The organism is Salipiger abyssi (assembly GCF_001975705.1).
In the GTDB taxonomy this organism is placed as follows: domain Bacteria; phylum Pseudomonadota; class Alphaproteobacteria; order Rhodobacterales; family Rhodobacteraceae; genus Salipiger; species Salipiger abyssi.
Window position 1 is genome coordinate 62,034 of sequence record NZ_CP015095.1, and the last position, 20,442, is coordinate 82,475.

At 66.9% G+C, this 20,442-nt stretch carries 17 protein-coding genes; 12 read left to right on the top strand and 5 right to left on the bottom strand.

Annotated features, from left to right (window positions below):
- Positions 1 to 10: 10 nt before the first annotated feature.
- The 3 genes from Ga0080574_RS24765 to Ga0080574_RS24775 are packed head-to-tail and all read left to right on the top strand — an operon-like array spanning position 11 to position 3,677.
- A complete protein-coding gene (locus tag Ga0080574_RS24765) occupies positions 11 to 1,498 on the top strand; it encodes an aldehyde dehydrogenase (RefSeq protein WP_076706214.1) in 1,488 nt (495 codons plus the stop codon).
- Positions 1,499 to 1,558: 60 nt separating this feature from the next.
- Entirely contained in the window at positions 1,559 to 2,656 is a 1,098-nt protein-coding gene (locus Ga0080574_RS24770; RefSeq protein ID WP_076706215.1) for an alcohol dehydrogenase catalytic domain-containing protein, read from the top strand.
- A 58-nt stretch (positions 2,657 to 2,714) separates the two neighbouring features.
- Positions 2,715 to 3,677 carry a LysR substrate-binding domain-containing protein gene (locus tag Ga0080574_RS24775; RefSeq protein WP_076706216.1) on the top strand — a complete coding sequence of 321 codons (963 nt, stop codon included), beginning with the start codon at positions 2,715 to 2,717 and terminating at the stop codon, positions 3,675 to 3,677.
- A gap of 242 nt (positions 3,678 to 3,919) precedes the next feature.
- Here the strand turns inward: Ga0080574_RS24775 and Ga0080574_RS24780 are convergent, their stop codons facing one another.
- From Ga0080574_RS24780 to Ga0080574_RS24790, 3 genes are all read right to left on the bottom strand, one after another.
- Positions 3,920 to 5,275 carry an MmgE/PrpD family protein gene (locus Ga0080574_RS24780; RefSeq protein ID WP_076706217.1) on the bottom strand — a complete coding sequence of 452 codons (1,356 nt, stop codon included), beginning with the start codon at positions 5,273 to 5,275 and terminating at the stop codon, positions 3,920 to 3,922.
- A 10-nt stretch (positions 5,276 to 5,285) separates the two neighbouring features.
- A complete protein-coding gene (locus Ga0080574_RS24785) occupies positions 5,286 to 6,668 on the bottom strand; it encodes an MmgE/PrpD family protein (protein ID WP_076706218.1) in 1,383 nt (460 codons plus the stop codon).
- Positions 6,669 to 6,800: 132 nt separating this feature from the next.
- Complete coding sequence (locus Ga0080574_RS24790; RefSeq protein ID WP_083717000.1) at positions 6,801 to 7,847, bottom strand: AbrB family transcriptional regulator; 1,047 nt, start codon at positions 7,845 to 7,847, stop codon at positions 6,801 to 6,803.
- 318 nt (positions 7,848 to 8,165) lie between these two features.
- Between Ga0080574_RS24790 and Ga0080574_RS24795 the strand changes: the two genes are divergently transcribed.
- From Ga0080574_RS24795 to Ga0080574_RS24820, 6 genes are all read left to right on the top strand, one after another.
- Positions 8,166 to 9,398: an acyl-CoA dehydrogenase family protein gene (locus tag Ga0080574_RS24795; RefSeq protein WP_076706219.1), complete on the top strand. Its 1,233-nt coding sequence runs from the start codon at positions 8,166 to 8,168 to the stop codon at positions 9,396 to 9,398.
- Between the two features lie 65 nt (positions 9,399 to 9,463).
- Positions 9,464 to 11,077, top strand: a complete 1,614-nt coding sequence (locus Ga0080574_RS24800; protein WP_237219434.1) for a GMC family oxidoreductase — start codon at positions 9,464 to 9,466, stop codon at positions 11,075 to 11,077.
- Between the two features lie 87 nt (positions 11,078 to 11,164).
- Positions 11,165 to 11,980 (top strand): SDR family oxidoreductase, encoded by an 816-nt coding sequence (locus Ga0080574_RS24805; RefSeq protein ID WP_076706220.1) that lies wholly within the window; start codon positions 11,165 to 11,167, stop codon positions 11,978 to 11,980.
- Complete coding sequence (locus tag Ga0080574_RS24810; protein WP_076706221.1) at positions 11,977 to 12,819, top strand: enoyl-CoA hydratase/isomerase family protein; 843 nt, start codon at positions 11,977 to 11,979, stop codon at positions 12,817 to 12,819. The genes Ga0080574_RS24805 and Ga0080574_RS24810 overlap by 4 nt, the downstream gene beginning before the upstream one ends.
- A 14-nt stretch (positions 12,820 to 12,833) precedes the next feature.
- Positions 12,834 to 13,724 carry an NAD(P)-dependent oxidoreductase gene (locus Ga0080574_RS24815; protein ID WP_076706222.1) on the top strand — a complete coding sequence of 297 codons (891 nt, stop codon included), beginning with the start codon at positions 12,834 to 12,836 and terminating at the stop codon, positions 13,722 to 13,724.
- A 10-nt stretch (positions 13,725 to 13,734) separates the two neighbouring features.
- A complete protein-coding gene (locus Ga0080574_RS24820) occupies positions 13,735 to 14,616 on the top strand; it encodes an NAD(P)-dependent oxidoreductase (protein WP_076706223.1) in 882 nt (293 codons plus the stop codon).
- 327 nt (positions 14,617 to 14,943) lie between these two features.
- On the opposite strand, the gene Ga0080574_RS24825 is transcribed toward Ga0080574_RS24820, so the two are convergent.
- A complete protein-coding gene (locus Ga0080574_RS24825; RefSeq protein ID WP_076706224.1) occupies positions 14,944 to 17,064 on the bottom strand; it encodes an acetate--CoA ligase family protein in 2,121 nt (706 codons plus the stop codon).
- Between the two features lie 270 nt (positions 17,065 to 17,334).
- On the opposite strand from Ga0080574_RS24825, the gene Ga0080574_RS24830 reads away from it, so the two are divergent.
- The 3 genes from Ga0080574_RS24830 to Ga0080574_RS24840 are packed head-to-tail and all read left to right on the top strand — an operon-like array spanning position 17,335 to position 19,111.
- The gene (locus Ga0080574_RS24830) at positions 17,335 to 17,775 is read left to right on the top strand and encodes an SRPBCC family protein (protein ID WP_076706225.1); all 441 of its coding nucleotides are present in this window, start codon (positions 17,335 to 17,337) and stop codon (positions 17,773 to 17,775) included.
- A 22-nt stretch (positions 17,776 to 17,797) separates the two neighbouring features.
- Entirely contained in the window at positions 17,798 to 18,280 is a 483-nt protein-coding gene (locus Ga0080574_RS24835) for a (2Fe-2S)-binding protein (protein WP_076706226.1), read from the top strand.
- 12 nt (positions 18,281 to 18,292) lie between these two features.
- A complete protein-coding gene (locus tag Ga0080574_RS24840; RefSeq protein ID WP_335743527.1) occupies positions 18,293 to 19,111 on the top strand; it encodes an FAD binding domain-containing protein in 819 nt (272 codons plus the stop codon).
- A gap of 217 nt (positions 19,112 to 19,328) precedes the next feature.
- Here the strand turns inward: Ga0080574_RS24840 and Ga0080574_RS24845 are convergent, their stop codons facing one another.
- Positions 19,329 to 20,351, bottom strand: a complete 1,023-nt coding sequence (locus Ga0080574_RS24845; protein ID WP_076706227.1) for a cyclase family protein — start codon at positions 20,349 to 20,351, stop codon at positions 19,329 to 19,331.
- Positions 20,352 to 20,442: the final 91 nt, after the last annotated feature.

Genomic DNA, 20,442 nt, shown 5'->3' on the forward strand with positions numbered 1-20,442 from the left:
GAAACCCGACATGACCATTCAAGACGTGATCCGGCATCCCGGAAAATTCTATATCGGCGGCGCCTGGACCGACCCGTCGAGCGGTGACGAGATCACCGTTCTGAACTCCGCCACCGAAGAGGTGTTCGAGGTGGTGGCCGAGGCGCAGGAGGCGGATGTGAACCGCGCCGTGGATGCCGCCCGGCAGGCCTTTGACAAGGGCCCGTGGCCGCGCATGAGCCATGAGGAGCGCGCCGGCTATCTGCGCGCGCTGGCCGATGAACTCGACAAACGGGCGGAGCGGCATGCGCGGATCTGGGTGACCGAGTCCGGCGTGCTGCATTCCATCGCGGCGACGCGCATGGGCTCAATCGCCGCGACCTACCGTTATTACGCCGATCTGGCTTCCACCTTCCCGTTTCAGGAAAAGCACCCCTCGGCCTCGGGTGGCGAGCTGGCGCTCCTGGTGCGCGAGCCGGTGGGGGTGGTGGGCGCCATCGTGCCGTGGAACGGCACGCCGGGGCTGATCACCTCCAAGGTGGCGCCGGCGCTGCTGGCGGGCTGTTGCGTGGTGGTCAAGGCCTCGCCCGAGGCGCCGGGCTCGGCCTATATCCTCGCCGAAGCCGCAGAAGCCGCGGGGCTGCCCGAGGGGGTGGTCAATATTCTGACCGCCGACCGTGAGGTCTCGGAAAAGCTGGTGGCGCATCCGGGCGTGGACAAGATCGCCTTTACCGGCTCGACCATCGCCGGGCAGAAGATCGGCGCGATCTGCGGCGGGCGCATCGCGCGCCAGACGCTGGAGCTGGGCGGTAAGTCGCCGGCGCTGATCCTCGACGACTACGATATCGAGACGGCGGCCAAGGCGATCACCGAAAAGGCCACCTTCCTCACCGGGCAGGTCTGCGCCTCGCTGACCCGCATCGTGGTGTCGAAAGCCCGCCATGACGACATGGTGGAGGCGCTGAGCAGCCAGTTCGCCAAGGTCAATGTGGGCGATCCGTTCGAGGCCGCCTGCCAGATGGGGCCGCTCGCCATGAGCCGGCAGCGCGACCGGGTGGAGGGCTATATCGCCAAGGGCCGCGAGGAGGGCGCAAAGCTTGCCGCCGGCGGCGGGCGCCCGGCACATCTCAACCGGGGCTATTTCGTCGAGCCCACGGTCTTCGGCAATGTGCAGAACAGTTTCACCATCGCGCGCGAGGAGATCTTTGGCCCGGTGCTCTCGGTGATCCCGGCGGAGGATGAAAGCGCGATGATCGACATCGCCAACGACACCGATTTCGGGCTGAACGCCTCGGTCTTTACCAATGATGACGACCGCGCCTATGTGGTCGCGCGCGAGATCCGTTCCGGCACGGTGGGGCAGAACAGCTATCGCGCCGAGCTCGGGCTGGCCTTTGGCGGGTTCAAGCAGTCGGGGCTGGGTCGCGAGGGCGGCACCGAGGGGCTGCACCCCTATCTCGAAACCAAAGTGATTGTCCTGGATGGCATGCCGTCGAACGTGGGTCGCATCGCCGGCTGATCCGGGACCGGTCGGGCGCTGCTCCCACGCCCGGCCAACCAAGAGACAAGGGGACGTCGCATGAAAGTCAAAGCCGCGATTGCCACGGGCCAGCTCCAGCCGCTGGTGATCGACGAGGTCGATCTCGACGGCCCGCGCGAGGGCGAGGTGCTGATCGAGATAAAATCGGCGGGGCTCTGCCATACCGACCAGATGCTCATCGACGGCTCGCGCGACTGGCCGGATTACCCGGTGATCCTCGGCCATGAGGGCGCGGGCATCGTGCGCGAGGTGGGGCCGGGGGTCGACCGGCTGACACCCGGCGATGCGGTCATTCCGCTGGCGATGCCGGAATGCGGCGAGTGCCCGCCCTGTCGCAGCGACAAGAGCAATCTCTGCGATCATTATTTCAAGCCGAACCCGCGCAAGCCGCTTTCGTGGAAGGGGCGACCGGTCGCCTCCTTCATCAGCCTCGGGACATTTGCGCAGTTCGTGACCGTGCGGGCGTTTCAGGTGGCCAGGATCCGGGACGACGCGCCGCTGGATCAGGTCTGCTGCATGGGCTGCGCCGGGATCACCGGCATCGGCGCGGCGCTCAACACCGCGAAGGTCGCGCCGGGCTCCTCGGTGGCGGTGTTCGGGCTGGGCGGCATCGGGCTCAATGTGATCGACGGCGCGCGGCTGGCCGGCGCCGGGACCATTATCGGCATCGACACCAACCCCGACAAGCAGGGCCCGGCGCGCAAGGCGGGGATGACGCATTTCCTCGACGCGCGCGACTATCAGGGCGACAGCGTGGTTGAAGCGATCCACAAGATCACCGGCGGCGGCGCGGATTACGCCTTTGAATGTGTCGGCCATCCGGTGCTGGCGCAGCAGGCGGTGGACAGCACGCGCATGGGCTGGGGCATGGCGGTGATGCTGGGCATCATGCCGGGGGCGGTCACCGATACCATCCCGATCCGGCCGCGCTCGGTGCAGGCGGGGCGCTGGGTGACGGGCTCCTATCTGGGCAATGTGAAATCGCTCTCGCAATTTCCGCAGTTGGTGGACTGGTATGTCGACGGCAAGCTGACGCAGGATAACCTGATCTCGCACCGGATCGGGCTCGAACAGATCAACGAGGGTTTCGATCTGCTGAAGTCCGGGCAGGCGGGGCGGGTGGTGATCGACTTCTGACCCGGGCGGGGTATCGCGGGGTGCCCGGCCCGGCACGCTATTTGCGAGGGTCTCGCCCATGGAGCTGCGACATCTAAGATATTTCCTCGCCGCCGCCGAGGAGCTGCATTTCGGCCGCGCCGCCGAGACGCTCTGCGTGACGCGGCCGGCGGTGTCGCAGACGGTCTCCGATCTGGAGACCGAGCTGGGGGTGAAGCTGTTCTTTCGCCACGCGCAAAAGATCACCCTGACCTCGGCGGGCGAGGCGTTTCAGCGCGATCTGCGGATCCTGATGTCGGATCTGGGCCGCGCGGTCGAGACGACGCGGCGCATCGGCAGCGGCAAGACCGGCAATATCAATGTGGGTTATGGCAGCCTGAGCCTGCTGCACCCGGCCTTCCGCGCCACGGTCAAGGGCGTGCGCCGGCAGTATTCCGAGATCGACATTTCTCTGCACGAGATGCCGAGCAGCCGGCAAATTCCGGCGGTGCGCGCCGGGCGGCTGGATGCGGGCTTTGTCTATGTGCCCGAGGGCAGCGCCTGGCCGCCGGGGACGGTGTCGGATTTCATGGCGATCGACGATCTCGACTCGCTGGAGCTCGATCTCGGCGGGCTGGCGGTGGCGATGCCGTCGGACCATCCGCTTGCGGCGCAGGCGGCGGTGAGGCTTCAGGATCTGGCCAATGACGGGCTGATCGTGGTGCAGCGCTCGAACGTGACACCGCGGCTCACGCAGCTCGAGACCATGTGCCTGGCCGAAGGCTTCAGCCCGAGGGTGATCCAGGAGGTCGGCAATATCGCGACGCAGGTCAATCTGATCTCGGTCGGGATGGGGATCGGCATCGTGGTGAACTCGCCGCGCATGAGCTATCCCGACAGCGTGCGCATCCTGCCGCTGATCGGGGTGGATCTGCCGGTGCGCTTTACATTGATCTGGCGGCGCGGCGCGATAGAGCCGACGCTGGCGACCTTCATCGAGCAGGTGAAGGACACGCTCGACGATGTGGAGAGCGGGCAGGGGACGGTTGGGGTGATGTCGTGAGGTTTGGGCGGATTGCCAGCCAACGATACCAGCTTTAGACAAGCCGCGCCATCGCCGGCCCGTGGGTTGGCGATCTTACCTCTGAGCCTCTCGATTTATCCCAGCCAAATCCGAATGACCTCGACACGTTGCGCCAGCGTGACCAAATCGCCAGCCCGAGGGAACGGGCCGGCGATGGCGCGGCGGCCTGCGGCCTTGTTCCGCGCCCTGTCACCGCTCAACTGTCGGATGGGGCCGCCTCTCTATCCCCTCGGACAAAGCGCATCGACCAGCGGCGCGACCGAGGCCGCCCGGTCGAGCCCGTCGACCAGCCCGATCACCTGAGCGACCCGCGCCCCGGGCAGCACCGCGCCGGGCCAGAGATTGGCGAGCTTCTCGCCCAGCTCCTCCTGCGACAGCGGGTTGTCCGGGTGGCCCTTGGGTTGCAGCCGCTCGGCGCTCAGGCCCTGGCCGTCCGCAAGCATCACGGTGATCCGCGTGTGATTACGCGCCGGGTATGTGTCGCTCATCTCCGCACATTCCCGCACCTCGATCTTTGCCATGAAGGCGCGCAGCTCCGGATCCACCAGCCGCGCGGCGGCGTAATCGCCCGAGGTCAGCCGTCCGGTGGTCAGCGCCACGCCCACGGTGAAGGGCAGGCTGTGATCGGCGGTTTCGCGGGTTTCCGGCGCCCAGCGGGTGGGATCGCCGCCCATCATCTTTGCCGAGGCCTCATAGGTCTCGACCAGCACGCGGGCGACCTGTGCCGGGTCGATCTTTGCCGCCAGCTCGATGGCGGCGTCGACGGCGGACTGGCCGTGATAGCAGACCGGATAGGCCTTGAGCCGCGTCTCCAGCAGGCGCGGCGGCGCGGTCGGATCGTCGCGGAAGGCCAGCGGTTGCAGCACGGTCGAGAGCCCGCCCTTGCCGTCGAACACCGCCGTCGGGCCGGTGACGCCCTCGCGGGCCAGCAGCGCGGCGAAGACGCCGTTTCGGGCACCGTTGGGACCGGCGCAGGCCTTCCAGTCCGACAGCGTGCCGCAGCGCACATTGTAGAGGTTGAGATTGGCGCCCACCGCCAGCGCGATGGCATTGCCGGTGGCCGGCACATCCAGACCCAGCAGCCGGCTCGCCCCGCCCGCCGCGCCGAGCGCCGCGCCGGTCGACTGGTCGAGCCCCTGCGGCCCCAGCGCGGTGGCGTCGCAAAGCCCGCAATAAAGCTCATAGGCCGCGACGATGGCCCCGATCAGCGCGGCACCGGAGGCGCCGGTCGCCTCGGCCAGCGCGATCAGCGCCGGGATCATGTCGCTCGGGTGCCCGGCGGAGGCGCCGAGGAAGGTGTCGTTGAGATCGAGATAGCGCATCACCGTGCCATTGGCGAAGCCCGCCATCTCGACGGAGCTGACCAGATCGGTGCCCCAGATCCGCGCGGTCGAGGTGCCGGAATAGCGCGCGCTGACGCCCCGGATGGTCTCGCAGAACGGCTCCTCAAAGGCGCCCATGGCGCAGGCGATGGCATCCACGATGCGGCGCTTGGCCTGGGTCACGGTCTCGTCCGAGAGCGTGGCGAGATCCATGCGGGCGACGGTTTCGGCGAGGCGGAGGGTGGTGGCGTCCATGGCGTTCCCCTCAGCTCAGCGCGCGGATGACATCGGTGGCATCCTCCAGCGTTTCGAGATCGCGGACCATCTGCTGGGCGCGCTCGATGGCCTCGGGCGCAAGCGGTTTGCGCGAGAAAGACGCCGCCTCGCGGAACTTTTCTATCAGGTAATCCCAGTCCATCGGCGCATCCTCCTCGCCGGGCACCTTGTCGCCGACGCGCGAGAGCACGCGCCCGTCATGCAACTCCATCTCGATGCGACCCTTCGGCAGATGTCCGGACCAGTTCGCCGCCGGGTCGGGCACCGGCACGACCTTTTGCGCCACCGCCAGTGCGGCGGGGTTCTTCAGCCCCTCCGGCGTGAAATCGGCCAGCCGCACGGTGCCGTTCGCCGCCGCCACGCCGATGGTGTAGGGGATCGAGAATTTCGCATCCGCCGGCAGTTTCGGCGCGCGGCGGGCCTCCAGCGGCAGGCAGAGCTTGTGCTGGAAATCGCCGACGAAGACGCGGATTTCCCTGATGTCCTCGGGCGCGATCCCCTCGTCGCGCATCAGCCCGGCGGTGGCGTGGATGAAGGAATGGCTCACCCCGCAGGAGGGCCAGGCCTTGTAGAGCAGCGACTCGCCGGTGAATTCCGAGCCCAAGCCCGCCAGCATCGCCGGGCGGTCGTATTTGCCGTCGAAATAGGTGGCGAAGAACCCGGCCTTGCCTTCGAAGATCGTCGACGGCCCGATGATCCCGCGCCCGGCCATCTGCGCCGAGAGCGTGGCGGCCTTGCTGACAAAGCCCGCATACATGCCGCGAATGTCGCTGCCGGTGCCATAGGCCATTTCCAGCGTGCCGGCGCTCTGCATGCCCGCGATGCCGAAGGCGCTGACGATCTGCGCCTGGGACAGCCCCAGCACCCGCGCCGCCGAGGCCGCGCCGGAAAAGGCGCCGCAGACGGTGGTGAGGTGCCAGTCCTGCCGCCAGCCCACGTTGCGGCGCAGGCGGAGGAAGATGTCCTGCCCGATGGCGGTGGCGGCGATCATCTCCTTGCCCGAGATGCCGCCGCGCGCTTCGGCCAGCGCGAAACAGGGCGGAATGATCGAGGTGCTGGGGTGGTGGCCCTCCGGCGCGTGATCGTCGAAATCCAGACAATGCGCCATCAGCCCGTTTGCGAAGGACGCCATCAGCGCCGGGATGCGCGTGCCCCAGCCCAGCACCGTCGCCTCGCCCCGCCCGCCGCTTTCCATCGCCAGCTCGACCGCCGGGGCCACGGCGGGCTCCAGCGTGCTGGCGGCGACGATCACCCCCAGCGTGTCGAGGATGCTCTGCTTGGCGCGGTCACGCGCCGCCTCGGGGATGTCCTCGTAGCGGGTGCCGGCGGTGAGCCGGGCGAAATCCTGCGAAATGTCTTGGGTGTCGGTCATGGACTCCTGCCGTTGGTCTCCGAGCGCGGCGCGCGACACCTTCCGCGTCGCGTCCGCGCTCTCAGGTCCGGCGCGGGCCCCGCCCCGGGTTTCAGCGGGAAAGCCTGCAAAATCCGTGCCGAAGCCGGCCGCTCAGCGGTTTTCGTAGCGGTGCAGCCGGTCGATGATATGCGGAATGCTGGGCACCACGATAAAGATCCGCACCAGATGGAAGGCGGTGATCAGCGCCACGTCGATGCCGAGGAACTTGGCGGTGAGCGCCATTTCGGTCACCCCGCCGGGGGTGGAGGCCAGCACCAGCGTTTCCCAGCTCATCCCCACCACCTGCGACAGCGACGCCGCGATCAGCGCCGAGGCGACGATGAAGAGCAGCGTGGAGACCACGGAGGCCATCACCATCCGCCCGGCGGAGGTAAAGAGCGAGCGGCGGAAATTCGAGCCGAGCCAGGTGCCCAGCACCACCTGCGCCGCCCAGAGCACCAGCGAGGGGAAGGGCACCAGCTCTACCCCTGCCGCCGTCACGATGGAGCTGAGCGCGAGCGGCCCGAGGAAATAGGGGTTGGAGATGCGCAGCTTGAAAAAAAGCCACATGCCCAGCATCGACAGTCCGGCGAGCGCCAGCAGGCTGGGGATGTGGAAGGCGGTGTTCATCTGCCGCGCGGTGCGGCCCAGCTCGCCGTCGATGAAGAAGATCGCGGTGGGGATCAGCACCACCACGGTCGAGATCCGCATGGTCTGCGACAGGATGATCGGCGCCGGCGGGAAGTTGTAGCGCTCGGCGACCACCGCCGCCTCGACCGGGCTGGTCGGCAGCGTGGCGATCATCGCCGAGGTCAGCGGGATGCGTGCCATGCGCGACAGCACCAGCGCGATGGCGAAACCCACGAAGATGATCATCAGCGCCATGCCGACGAGCAGCGGCGCCATTTGCAGAAGCTGCGCGAACACCGCCGGCGAGAAGGAGAGCCCGACCTGCGCGGCGACGACCCCCTGTCCGAAGGGGCGGGTCTGCACCGGGATGCGGATCTCGAAGCGTTCCGAAAAGGCCAGCGCCGCGGTGGCGACCAGCGGGCCGATCATCCAGGGCAGCGGCAGCCCGAGCTTGTAGAAGGCGAACCCGCCCGCCGCGGCAATCGCATAGACGGGGAGAATTTTGAGCGGTCCTGGGATTTGCGGCATCGCAACCTTGATCTTCGGACATCCGCGCGGGCGGCGCGGATGGTGTTGGGCCCATCCCCTGCAGTGCCGGTTGTCCCGGTCGGGGCGGGCCCGTTTCGCATAATGTGTTGACAGGAGGGATGCAAATCCCGTGCCAGAGGCCGGCGATTATTGTATTTACATTTATAGGGTAAATGCAGGCCATTTGGCACGGCAATTGCATGTCCCGGTGCCGAGCGGACCGGGGAGGCGCCTCTGACGTCAGGCGCGCGGACCCGCCGAAATCGCATCGCAAGCCGTGCGCCCGAGCGGCGCGGAGACAGGACAAGGAGAGCACGAATGGACGAGTTTCTGCCCGAGGAGATCCCGGCGATCCGTGACAGCGTCATCAAGTTCATGGAGACGCAGGTCAATCCGGTGATGGACGGCTATGAGGAGCGCGGCGAGGCGCCGCGCGATCTGGTCCTCAAGGCGGGCGAAGCCGGGTTCTTTGGCGCGGTGTTCCCGGAATCCGTCGGCGGCACCGATCTGGGCTATCTCGCCGCCGTGGTCATTCAGGAAGAGGTGGCGCGCAACGATATCCGCTTTGCCGCCTGTCTTAACCAGCAAAGCTCGACCTGCCCGAACTTCATCTATTACGGCGGAACGCCCGAGCAGGTGATGAAATACGTCCCCAACCTGGTGGCGGGCAAGACCATCGGCATGATGTCCCTGACCGAGCCGGGCGGCGGCTCGGACGCGCTGGGGGCGATGAAGACCGTCGCGAAACGCGAGGGCGATGTCTACAAGATCAACGGATCGAAGATGTGGGCGTCGCTTGCCAACGAGACCGATGTCGGCGTGCTGGTCTGCAAGACCGACCCCGATGCCGGCGCCAAAGGCGTCTCGGCCTTTATCGTGGAGCCGAAGAAATACCCCGGCTGGACGGCGCAGCCGGTGCCGATGATGGGGCTTTCCAAGGCCTTCCGCACCAATGCGCTCTTCCTCGACGATTTCACCGTGCCGGTGGAGAACCTGATCGGCAAGGAGGGCGACGGCTTTAAGATCGCCATGCGCGCGCTTCAGCCGGGCCGGGTGACGGTGGCGGCCAAGGCGCTGGGGATCGCGCGGGCGGCGTTCGACGAGGCGGTGAAATACGCCAATGAGCGGGTGATCAAGGGCAGCCCGATCGGCAAGTTCCAGATGATCCAGTCGGACATCGCCGACATGTCGGCGCAGATCGAGGCCAGCCGCACGCTGATCTATCATGCCGCGCAATGTCTCGACGCCAACCTGCCGTCGAACCGCATCGCCTCCATCGCCAAGTATCACGCCTCGCTCACTGCGAAATTCGTGGCCGACAAGGCGCAGCAGATCTTTGGCGGTTACGGGCTCTCGACCGAGTACAAGATCTCTTATCTCAAGGCCTATTCCGACATGTTCTACACCGGCGAGGGCACCGCCAATGTGCAGAAGATCGTGATCGCCGAGGACGCGCTCGGCTACAAGCTCGCCGACCGGCATCACGGCTCCAGCACCCTGCGCAACCCGCGCCTCAGCGACGTGGCGCGCGAGCTTCAGGGCGCCGAGTGAGCGAGACTCCCGTGCCGCCCGGGCCGGGCGGTACACCACAGCAAAGATCGGGAAGGACAGGACTGGTGGCCGGCACTTACGACTATATCGTGATCGGATCGGGCTCGGCGGGGGGCGTTGTCGCCGCGCGGCTGGCCGAGAGCGGCAAATACAGGGTTCTCTGCCTGGAGGCAGGGACCAAGGAGAGCAGCTATATCTTTACCCAGCCACCCGCCGCGACGCCGTTCCTGATCGACAATCCCAAGGTGAACTGGCGCTACCGCTCGGAGCCCAACCCGGATCTCGGCGGGCGCCAGATCTATGTGCCGCGCGGCAAGATGCTGGGTGGGTCGAGCTCGATCAACGGCACGATCTACAATCGCGGCCAGCGCGTCGATTACGACACCTGGGCGCAGATGGGCTGCCGGGGCTGGGGCTATGACGATATCCTGCCCTATCTGAAAAAGCTCGAGAGTACCGATATCGGCGAGGACAAATATCGCGGCCGTTCGGGGCCGATCCGGGTGACCGAGGCGAGCAAGATCACGCCCTTTTACGATCTCTTCATCTCGGCGGCCAAGGCGGCGGGGCTGCCTCATAACAAGGACTATAGCGGCGAGACGCAGGAAGGCGTCGCCATGGCGCAGCAGACTGTGCAGCGCGGCAAGCGCCACAGCACCGCCAACCGCTATCTCGAACCGGCACGGCGTGCGGGCCGGCTCGATATTATCACTGGCGCCGAGGTGACCTCGCTGATCCTCGACGGCAAGCGCTGCATCGGCGTGCGCTTCATGCGCAACGGCCAGAACGAGGAGGTCTTTGCCAAGCGCGAGGTGATCGTCTCCTGCGGCGCGGCGAACTCGCCGAAGCTTCTGGAGCTGTCGGGTATCGGCAATCCGGATATCCTGACGGAACACGGCGTGACGCCGACACACGAACTGCCCGGCGTGGGCGAGAACCTGCGCGATCACTACGCTGCCATCCTGAAATGGCGCTTCAGCAAGCCGGGGATTTCGCTGTCGAAACGGGGCAGGGGGATCGGCCTGGTGAAAGAGGTGCTGCGCTACGGGCTGCTGCGCACCGGCTTCATCTCGCAGGGCATCGGCACGATGCGGGTCTTCATGAAGTCGCGCCCGGAAAAGGACGTGCCGGATATCATGATGGTGGTCGCGCCCTTCCTGATCGAGCTGAAGACCGGCGAGGGCCGGCGCATGTCGAAGGAGGACGGGTTCTTCATGTACTCCCATCTTCAGCGCACCGAGAGCGCGGGGAATATCCATATCCGCTCGTCCGATCCGCTGGACCCGCCGAAGATCGCCTTCCGCTTTCTGGAGACCGAGAACGACCGGCAGACCGCGATCCTCGCGGTGCGCCGCGCGCGCGAGATCATCGCCACCGAGCCCATGGCCTCGGCTGTCGGCGAGGAGCTGGCGCCGGGCAAGCAGGTGCAGAGCGACGAGGAGATCCTGAATTTCATCCGCGAGACCGGGCAGATCACCCATCACATGGTGGGCACCTGCCGCATGGGGCACGACCCGATGGCGGTGGTGGACGAGCGGCTGCGGGTGCACGGGATCGACGGGCTGCGCGTGGCGGATGCCTCGATCATGCCCACCGTGCCCTCGGGCAACACCAATATCCCCTGCATGATGGTCGGCGAGAAATGCGCCGCCATGGTGCTGGAGGATGCGGCGGCCTGAGCGCGTCCGGCGGTTGGCATTGCATTTGCATGGTCCCGCGCAATCCGCCGGGCTCGGGCCCCGGCGAAAGCACAAGGAGCAACGGATATGACCTTTACACCTGACGCGCTTGCGGGCCGGGTCGCGCTGATCACCGGCGGCGGCAGCGGCATCGGTTTCGGCATCGCCAAGGCCTTTGCGGCGGCGGGCGCCAAGCTGGTGCTGGCCAGCCGCAATGCCGAACGGCTCGAAGGCGCGGTGAGCCAGCTCAAGGAGATGGGCGCCGAGGCGATGGCCGTCACCTGCGACGTGCGCGACCCCGAGGCGGTCGCGGCGGCGGTGCAGGCCACGGTGGAGGCCTATGGCGGGCTCGACGTGATGATCGCCAACGCCGCCGGCAATTTCGTCGTGCCGGCCGCCGAGATGTCGGCCAATGCCTGGCGCACCGTGGTCGATATCGACCTCAACGGCACCTTCCACTGCGCCAAGGCGGCCTATCCGGCGCTCAAGGCGTCGTCCCATGGCGGGCGTTTCATCGCGATCTCGACCACCCGCGCGCTCGAAGGCTGGCCGGGCTGTGCGCATGCTGGCGCCGCCAAGGCGGGCATCATGTCCTTGATGCGGACACTTTGCGGCGAATGGGGCCGCGACGGCATCCGCTGCAACACCATCGCCCCCGGCGCCATTGGCGACACCGAAGGGGTGAAGCGGATCTATGAGGATGCGGGCCGCAAGGAGCTGGAGCTTTCCTCGATCCCGCTGGGTGAATTCGGCAAGACCGCCGATATCGCCAATGCCGCCGTCTTCCTCTGCTCGGATGCGGGCCAGTACATCACCGGCGCCGATATCGTCGTGGATGGCGGGCGCAACCGCTCGCGCTCCAGCACCGGCGTGGCCGTGCCCAAGACGGAGGCGGCGGAATGATCAAGGAATACCCCCATGTGGAGACCGAGCAGCGCGGGCCGGTCCTGATCATCCGGCTCGCCAATGAAAAGGCGAGCAACTCGCTCACGCGCGAGATGCGCATGTCGCTGCGCGATATCGTGCGCGAGATCGAGGACGACCACACCGTCCGCGCGGTCTATCTCACCGCCAAGGGCAAGAATTTCTGTGCCGGCGGCGATCTGCGGATGCTGACCGATGCCAATGAGCCCTGGCCGGTTCATCGCCGCTTCCGTCACGCGGCCTCGCTGTTTCCGCCGCTGATGAAGCTCAACCGCCCCGTCGTCTGCGGCGTGCGCGGCGTGGCGATCGGCGGCGGCATGGGGCTGGCGCTGATGACCGATCTGGTGATCGTCGGCGAAAGCGCCAAGTTCAGCGCCGGGTTCTTCCGTCTCGGTGCGGTGCCGGACTGCCTGACGCTCTACACCCTGCCGCGCACCATCGGCCTCTCGCGGACGCGGAATTTCATCTACACGAACGGGTCGTGGAACGCGCAGGAGATCGTCGACAACGGTCTCGCGCTCAAGGTCGTGCCCGACGATCAGGTCGATGCCGAGGGTATCGCCATGGCCGAAAAGCTTGCCGCCGGGCCTGCCGAGGTGATGGGCGTGGCCAAGCAGCTGCTGCTCAAGAGCTTCGAGAGCAGCCTCGACGAGCTGATGGATTACGAAGGCTTCGGCCAGGTGCTGGCGATGAGCTCGGTGGAGTTCCGCGAGGGGCTCCAGGCGCTGGTGGAGAAACGCCCCTCCGACCCTATGGGGGCCGCGGCAGCGGTGCCCTATAACGACGGGCTGCCCTCTGCCGGGGGCGGCAAAGGCTAGGCGAAGGGGCAGGCATGGGCATCGGCTATATCGGTCTGGGCAATATGGGCGCGCCGCTGGCGCGCCGTCTGCTGGCGGCGGGGCCGCTCACAGTCTACGACCGCAGTGCCGAGGCCTGCGCGGCGTTGGCCGGGGCCGACGTGGCGGAGTCTGCGGCGGCGCTGGCCGGGGCCTGTGACACGGTGCTGCTCTGCCTGCCCACCTCTCAGCATGTGGAAAGCCTGCTCTTTGGCGAGGAGGGGATTGCCGGGGCGCTACGGCCGGGGAGTATGGTGATCGACCAGACCTCGGGCGATCCGATCCTGTCGCGCAAGCTGGCGGCAAGGCTGGCGGAGCAGGGCGTCGATATGGTCGACGCGCCGGTCACCGGCGGGCCGGAAGGCGCCAATGCGGGCACGATTGCCATGCTTGTGGGCGGCACCGAGGCGCAGTTCGCGCGGGTGGCGCCGATCCTCGCCGCGATCAGCCCCAACGCGATCCATGCGGGCGATTTCGGCACCGGCTATGTCGCCAAGCTCGCCAACAACCTGATGTTCTCGGCGCAGCGGCTGATGACCTTAGAAGTGGTGGCCATGGCCGCCAAGAACGGGCTGAAGCCGGAAAAGGCGGTCGAGATCCTCAGCCGCGGCTCGGCGCGGAATTTCTTTCTCGAACACACGATGGCGCCGCGGGTGCTGACCGGCAAGCTCGACTCGGGCTTTACCCTCGGCCTCGCGCACAAGGATGTGCGGCTGGCGACCGAGCTGGGAATCGCCTCGGATGTGACGATGATGTTCGGCAATCTGGTGCGCGAATTTTACACCATGTGCATCAACGAGATCGGCCGCGACGCCCAGGTGAACGAGGTGGCGCGGATCGTCGACCGGATGTCGGGCACGCAGGTGGTGCCGGATACCGACGACTGAGGGGAAAGCCATGAAACTGGGCTATATCGGATTGGGCGCCATGGGCGGCGCGCTGGCGCGGCGGTTGATGGTCTCCGGCCCGCTCACGGTGTTCGACCTGAACGCGGATCTCTGCGACGGTTTTGCCGCCGAGGGCGCGGAGGTGGCCGAGAGTGCCGCCGCGATGGCGCGGGCCTGTGACGTCGTGCTGCTCTGCCTGCCGCGCTCGGCCAATGTGCGCGCGGCGATCTTTGGGCCGGGCGGGCTGGCCGAGGGGCTCACGCCCGGAAAGCTGGTGATCGACCAGACCAGCGGCGATCCGTCCGAGACGCGCAAGCTTGCGGCGGAACTGGCGGAGCGCGGTGTCGAGATGCTGGACGCGCCGGTTTCGGGCGGTGCCAAGGGGGCGCTTGCCGGGACCATTGCCATGATGATCGGCGGTGCGGAAGAGAGCTATGCCCGCGCGGTGCCGGTCTTTGACCGGATCGGGCCGAACCATACGTTTTGCGGCCCCATCGGCTCGGGGCAGGTTCTGAAACTGGTGAACAACACGATCAGCACCTGCAACCGCTTCGCGATGCTCGAAGGGGTTGCGGTGGGGGTGAAGAACGGCATCGCCATGGAGACCATGGTGGAGGTGCTGAATGCCGGCGGCGCGCGCAGCAAATCGTCGGAGACGATGCTGCCGGCGCTGGCACACGGGCTGCCGCAGCCGCAATTCGCGCTGGCGCTGATGCTGAAGGATCTCAACCTCGCGACGCAGCTCGCCATGGACAGCGGCGCGCCGCTGCAGTTCGGCCAGCTCGCGCGGGGGATGTTGCAGGCGGCGTCGAATGAGCTCGGGCCGGAGGCGAATATCGACGAGATCTCGAAGCTCGTGGAAGCGCAGGCGGGGGTTTTGTTCCGGGAGTAGGGGGCCATCATCTCCATGATGCCCTCGACGCTGGGCGCGGGACAAGGCCGCAGGCCGCCGCGCCATCGCCGGCCCGCCCCGTCGCACCAAAGGTGCGCCGTTAATAATCGGCACGCCTTCGGCGTGACGGGCTGGCGATTTGGTGACATCAGTGCCGCGTGTCGAGGTCTTTCGGATTTGGCTGGGATAAATCGAGAGGTTCAATCCTCGGCTCGCCACCCCACGGGCCGGCGATGGCGCGGCGACTGCTGACGTCGCTTTTCCCAACGTCTCCGTAGTTTGCGCAAACCGCGCCCGGATGCGTCACCGCATCCGGGCGCGTCGCCGTCACTCGCGCGTGGTGCCGAGGAAATCGACCGCCACCAGCCCCTGGCCCTCGGGGCGCACCAGCACCGGGTTGACCTCGGCCTCGGCCAGCGCCGGGGTGCGCAGGATCATGTCGCCGAAACCCACCGCCGCTTTCACCAGCGCGTCGATATCGGCCTTGGGCGCGCCGCGGAAGCCTTGCAGCAGGGTCCAGAGCTTGAGCTTCTTCAGGCTCGCCTCGACCTGCTCCGGTGTCACCGGCAGCGACAGATAGGTCACGTCGCGATACAGCTCGATCGCCACGCCGCCAGAGCCGATCGACAGAACCGGCCCGAAATCGGTGTTGCCGAGACAGGAGAGCACCACCTCGACTCCGTCCGTCACCATCTCCTGCACCAGCACCGGCAGATCCGGCTTGTTCAGGATCCTGCGGAACTCGGCGGCATGGGCATCCACATCCTCGGGCGTCATCACCTTGAGCTTGACCAGCCCCAGCTCGGTCTTGTGCTCGGCGGCATCGGGCAGCACCTTGACCACCAGCGGATAGCTCAGCCCGGCGCAGGCCTCTGCCGCGCTTTCGTTCGCCTGGATGATGCGCCAGGGCGCGGGCGTCACATGGGCGCCTTCGAGGAAATCCATCATCTCCTCCCAGCTCTGCGGCGGGGTGAGGTCCGGCTGCGATTTCTCCCGGGGGGCGATCTCGATCCCGGTGAAGCGCTTGCGGTCATAGAGCCATTTCAGCGCCTGCATGGTCTTTGCCGGGTCGTCCGAGAGCAGGATGCCCGCCTGCATGAACTCTTCCTTTGTGGCGGTATCCACCTTTTCGGCGGCAAAGGTGATGATGATGGGCAGGCCGCTGGTCCGGGCGGCAGTCTTGAAATCGTCGCCGTTGTCGATCAGGTCGCGCAGGCCCGAGGAGGCGAACTGCACCACGATCGCCTCGGTGCGCGGATCGTCGTTGAGCACCGCCAACGTGTCGCGGAAGAGGTTGGGGAAGGAGCGGATCTGGCCGGTGAGATCCACCGGGTTCGCCTTGCGGGCGAATTCCGGCAGGATGGTCTCCAGCTTCGCCGCCGCGTCGTCGCTGAAGGTCGCCATCGGCAGCCCGCGCTCGTCGCTGTGATCGGCCAGCAGCGCGCCGGCGCCGCCCGAGGAGCTCATCACCGAGATGCCGCCCAGCGGGTCGCCGGAGACGCGCGGATCGGGCATGAAGGACAGCACCTCGACCGCCGCCATGGCCTCGCCCAGGCTCTCGACCATGATGATGCCCGCCTGATCCAGCACATCGCTGTAGATGCCGTAGGGCGAGGCGATCTTGCCGGTATGCGAGGCGGTAGCCTCCTGTCCGAAGGCCGAGCGCCCGGCCTTGAGCGTGACGATCTGCACGCCCCTCTCGCGCGCCCGCGCGGCGATGGGAATGAACCGCGCCGCGTTGTCGAGCCCTTCGAGATAGAGCGCCACGACGCGCACGTCCTCCTGCTCGATCACCCAGGCCAGCGCGTCGAGCGCATCCATGCAGGACTCGTTGCCGACGCTGACGATATAGGAGCAGCCGAGCCCGTTGCGTTGCAGGTAATTGCCGATGGCGCCGGCAAGCGCGCCGGACTGGCTGACGATGGCGATGGGCGAATGGCGCAGCGTGTCGAGCCCGAAGGCGGCGGCACCGAAGGTCAGCATGGTATTGGCCCTGATCGACCAGACGCCCTGACCGTTCGGCCCCAGCACATGCACGTTGTGCTTGCGCGCCGCCGCCTTGAGCTGCGCCGCAAGTTCCTTGCCCGACTCGATCTCTTCGAACCCGGCGCTGTAGACGATGGCGCAGGTGATGCCCTTTTCGCCGCATTCCCCGATGAGCCCGGGCACGGTGGCCGCCGGGGTGATGATCAGCGCCACGTCGGGCACCTCGGGCAGATCGGCCAGGGTCTTGTAGGCCTTGTGCCCCTCGACCTCGTCGGCGCTGGGAGAGACCGGATAGATGCGGCCGGTAAAGCCGTGCTTGATCAGGACCTTGACGATCCGGTTGCGCGCGCCGGGCTTGGGCGAGGCGCCGACGATGGCCACGCTTTCGGCGCGAAAGATCTTGTCCAGCGGCGGCACGGTGATCCCGTCATAGTCGAAAGGCTGGCTGTCCATGGTGTTCATCTCTGTGTTCTTTCCGGTTTCATACGATCTGGCGGCTTCATGGTCGACACGGCGCGCCCGGAGGGCGGGGCAGCCCGCCGCTTCACGGAGGTGCCGAAACATCCGTATTGCAGCCCGGACCTGCGCAATTGCCGTGCCAGCCCGGGGCGCGGCGCCGGTCGTGCTGTGAATTGCCAGAACATTAGGAGGTTATGGCATGCATATTGCATAGACATTTCCCGGCGCACCCTCGTGGCGCGCGACAGGCCGGAACTGCCAAGGGAGAACAGAATGGATCTGAACGGCGAATATCGAATTCCCGCACCGCGCGAGACGGTCTGGGAGATGCTGAACGATCCCGATGTGCTGCGCGACTGCATCCCCGGCTGTCAGGAGCTGGAGGGCAGCCCGGAGGAGGGCTTTGCCGCGACGGTGAAGCTCAAGATCGGCCCGGTCTCGGCGACCTTCAAAGGTGCCGTCACTTTGAGCAATATCACCCCGCCGGAGCGCTACACCATCACCGGCGAGGGCAAGGGCGGCGTTGCCGGCTTTGCAAGCGGCGGGGCCGACGTATATCTGAGCGAGGAGGGAGACGAGACCATCCTGCGTTACGAGGTGACCGCGAAGGTCGGCGGCAAGCTGGCGCAGCTCGGCTCGCGGCTGATCAAATCGACCTCGGAAAAGCTCGCCACGCAGTTTTTCGACTGTTTCGCAGAAAAGGCCTCGGCCTGAGCCCCGCGACAAGGAGACCGGCATGACCGAAGTAACCATCACCGTGAACGGTGCGCCGCAGACCCACGATGTCGAGGACCGGACGCTGCTCGTGCATTTCCTGCGCGATCATGCGGGCCTGACCGGCACGCATGTGGGCTGCGACACCACGCAATGCGGCGCCTGCACCGTGCATCTCGACGGGCGGGCGGTGAAATCCTGCACCGTGCTCGCGGTGGCCGCCGATGGCGGTGCGGTCACCACCATCGAGGGTCTGGCCGAGGGCGACACGCTGTCGGATCTGCAACAGGCGTTCAAGGACAATCACGGGCTGCAATGCGGCTTTTGCACCCCGGGCATGGTGATGGCCGGCACCGACCTGATCCGCCGCTATGGCGGGGCGCTAGACGAGGAGACCGTGCGCGAACAGCTCGAAGGCAATATCTGTCGCTGCACCGGCTATACCAATATCGTCAAGGCGGTGCTGGATGCCGCCGGCAAATACCGCGCGAAGCAGCAGGCATAAGGGGGCGCCGCGATGTATATGTACGACTTCACCTATCGCCGCCCGAAAACGCTGGACGAGGCCGCCGCGCTCTGGGGCGAATTCGACAGCCCGAGTTTCGTCTCGGGCGGGCATACGCTGATCCCCACGATGAAAAACCGGCTGGCCGCGCCAGATGTGCTGATCGACCTGCGCGCGATCCCCGAGCTGAAGGGGATCCGGCGCGAGGGCGACCGGCTGCTGATCGGCGCCGCGACCACCCATTACGAGACTTCGGGCTCGGATGTGGTGAAAGACGCGATCCCGGCGCTGGCGGCGCTGGCGGGCAGCATCGCCGACCCGCAGGTGCGCTATGTGGGCACCATGGGCGGCTCGGTCGCCAACAACGACCCCTCGGCGGATTACCCCTCGGCGGTGCTGTCGCTGGGCGCCGATGTGGTGACCAGCCAGCGGGTCATTCCTGCGGATGAGTTCTTCGACGGGCTGTTCGGCACGGTGCTGGAGGAGGGCGAGATCATCCTGCATCTCGCCTTTCCGATCCCCGAGAGCGCCGGTTACGCCAAGCTGTGCAGCCAGGCCTCGCGCTACCCTGTGGCGGGCAGCTTCGTCAGCCGTACGGGCGATGCCGTGCGGGTCGGCGTCACCGGAGCGGGCAATGACGGGGTGTTCCGCTGGGCGGCCGCCGAGGCGGCGCTGGCGGAGGATTTCTCGGCAGCGGCGCTGGACGGGCTGAGCCCCGACGCGGATGACATGATCGCCGATCTCAACGGCTCGGGCGCCTACCGCGCGCATCTCGTGGGCGTGGTGACGCGCTATGCGGTGGAGAATCCGGGCACGGCGGTCGTGCGCTGAGACCTTGCGGCGGCCGCGCGATTTGGCCCGCCCAGAACGCCAGCCCCGGACCTGGTCCGGGGCCTCTGCGTTTCAGAGGGACGTAACCCTGCCGATTTAAGCACCAGTCCTCACGCCTGTGGCGAGGCCACCGTCGCGCGTTCGGGGGCGCCATGGATCGACGGCGTTCCCCGGGACAAAGTGGCGAGCATAGTGTCTCTACCGAAGACACTCCCCCTCAAACCGTCGCGATCGGCGTCACCGGCGAGCCCACCGCGCCGCGTAGCCGCAGCGGCGGCGCCGAGAGGAAGAACGCCGAGCGCCCATGCGCGTGCAGCCAGGCGGCCAGTTCCTCGAAATACCACAGCTCGCCAAGCTGGATGCCCAGCTTGAACAGGCAATGGTGGTGCAGCGGCAGCTTGGCATGCGGGTCGCAGTCCGGATCGCGCGCCGGATAGGCCTCGACGGCGAAATTGTCGGCGGCAATCGCCGCGATGCCGCTGTCGGTGATCCAGTTCAGCAGCTTGTCGTCGCGCCCGTCGAGCCCGGCGCAGGAGCTGGCCAGAACCTCCGGATCGGGTTGTTTCTGCATCGACAGCACCAGCTCGCCGAAGCCGGTGTAAATGCAGAGGAAATCGCCCGGGGCGATCTCCACATCCATACCCTCCATGGCGCGCATCAGATCGTCATAGCCGACATAGGCGCGCTCGCGCCCGTAGATCCGCGCCAGATCCACCAGCACCCCGCGCCCCTGCGCGCAGGCGGTGGCGAGGTTCTCGATCCCCAGCTTGTGCGCGCCCTTCTTCTCGCCCGCATCCTCCGGGCCGACCAGGTGCTCGCCGCCGCGATAGCCGTTGTAATAGACGATCTCGTCCTCGCCGTCGTCATCCGCATCGAACAGCGCGCCGACATGGCCGAGCGCGTCCCAATGGGTGGAATATTGCGTGTCGAGCGTCACGCCCTCGTCCGAGACCACGTCGCAGGCGCAGGGCGACATGCGCGCCAGGGCGAAGTTGAAATTATAGCCGTCACCGCGCGGCGCGTAGTGAAAGCGCGGCTCGTCGCGATGCGCCAGCAGCGCGTTGCCGCCGGGATAATCCAGCGGCAGCGACAGGCAGAAGCTCTCGCCGGTGCGGATCTCGCGCACGCCGCGCAGCCGCGCCTCCGGGTCGACCAGATTGATCCGCCCGAGCTGATCCTCGGCGCCGAACTCGCCCCAGTTCGACCCGTCGGGCCGTTTCTTCCATCGCTGACCGCTCATCGGTGCCTCCTGTTTTCCATGCCTGCCGGTTCTGTCCGATCCCCATGCAATTTCCGTGCCTTTCGAGCGGGGTGGCGGGCGGTTTGGCCCG

What these genes read in the sequence shown, in the direction of transcription:
- Ga0080574_RS24810 (WP_076706221.1), top strand. Translation starts at nt 11,977, where the DNA reads ATGATCAAGGAATACCCCCATGTGGAGACCGAGCAGCGCGGGCCGGTC.
- Ga0080574_RS24765 (WP_076706214.1), top strand. Translation starts at nt 11, where the DNA reads ATGACCATTCAAGACGTGATCCGGCATCCCGGAAAATTCTATATCGGC.
- Ga0080574_RS24835 (WP_076706226.1), top strand. Translation starts at nt 17,798, where the DNA reads ATGACCGAAGTAACCATCACCGTGAACGGTGCGCCGCAGACCCACGAT.
- Ga0080574_RS24840 (WP_335743527.1), top strand. Translation starts at nt 18,293, where the DNA reads ATGTATATGTACGACTTCACCTATCGCCGCCCGAAAACGCTGGACGAG.
- Ga0080574_RS24825 (WP_076706224.1), bottom strand. Translation starts at nt 17,064, where the DNA reads ATGAACACCATGGACAGCCAGCCTTTCGACTATGACGGGATCACCGTG.
- Ga0080574_RS24815 (WP_076706222.1), top strand. Translation starts at nt 12,834, where the DNA reads ATGGGCATCGGCTATATCGGTCTGGGCAATATGGGCGCGCCGCTGGCG.
- Ga0080574_RS24805 (WP_076706220.1), top strand. Translation starts at nt 11,165, where the DNA reads ATGACCTTTACACCTGACGCGCTTGCGGGCCGGGTCGCGCTGATCACC.
- Ga0080574_RS24785 (WP_076706218.1), bottom strand. Translation starts at nt 6,668, where the DNA reads ATGACCGACACCCAAGACATTTCGCAGGATTTCGCCCGGCTCACCGCC.
- Ga0080574_RS24820 (WP_076706223.1), top strand. Translation starts at nt 13,735, where the DNA reads ATGAAACTGGGCTATATCGGATTGGGCGCCATGGGCGGCGCGCTGGCG.
- Ga0080574_RS24845 (WP_076706227.1), bottom strand. Translation starts at nt 20,351, where the DNA reads ATGAGCGGTCAGCGATGGAAGAAACGGCCCGACGGGTCGAACTGGGGC.
- Ga0080574_RS24775 (WP_076706216.1), top strand. Translation starts at nt 2,715, where the DNA reads ATGGAGCTGCGACATCTAAGATATTTCCTCGCCGCCGCCGAGGAGCTG.
- Ga0080574_RS24770 (WP_076706215.1), top strand. Translation starts at nt 1,559, where the DNA reads ATGAAAGTCAAAGCCGCGATTGCCACGGGCCAGCTCCAGCCGCTGGTG.
- Ga0080574_RS24830 (WP_076706225.1), top strand. Translation starts at nt 17,335, where the DNA reads ATGGATCTGAACGGCGAATATCGAATTCCCGCACCGCGCGAGACGGTC.
- Ga0080574_RS24790 (WP_083717000.1), bottom strand. Translation starts at nt 7,847, where the DNA reads ATGCCGCAAATCCCAGGACCGCTCAAAATTCTCCCCGTCTATGCGATT.
- Ga0080574_RS24780 (WP_076706217.1), bottom strand. Translation starts at nt 5,275, where the DNA reads ATGGACGCCACCACCCTCCGCCTCGCCGAAACCGTCGCCCGCATGGAT.
- Ga0080574_RS24795 (WP_076706219.1), top strand. Translation starts at nt 8,166, where the DNA reads ATGGACGAGTTTCTGCCCGAGGAGATCCCGGCGATCCGTGACAGCGTC.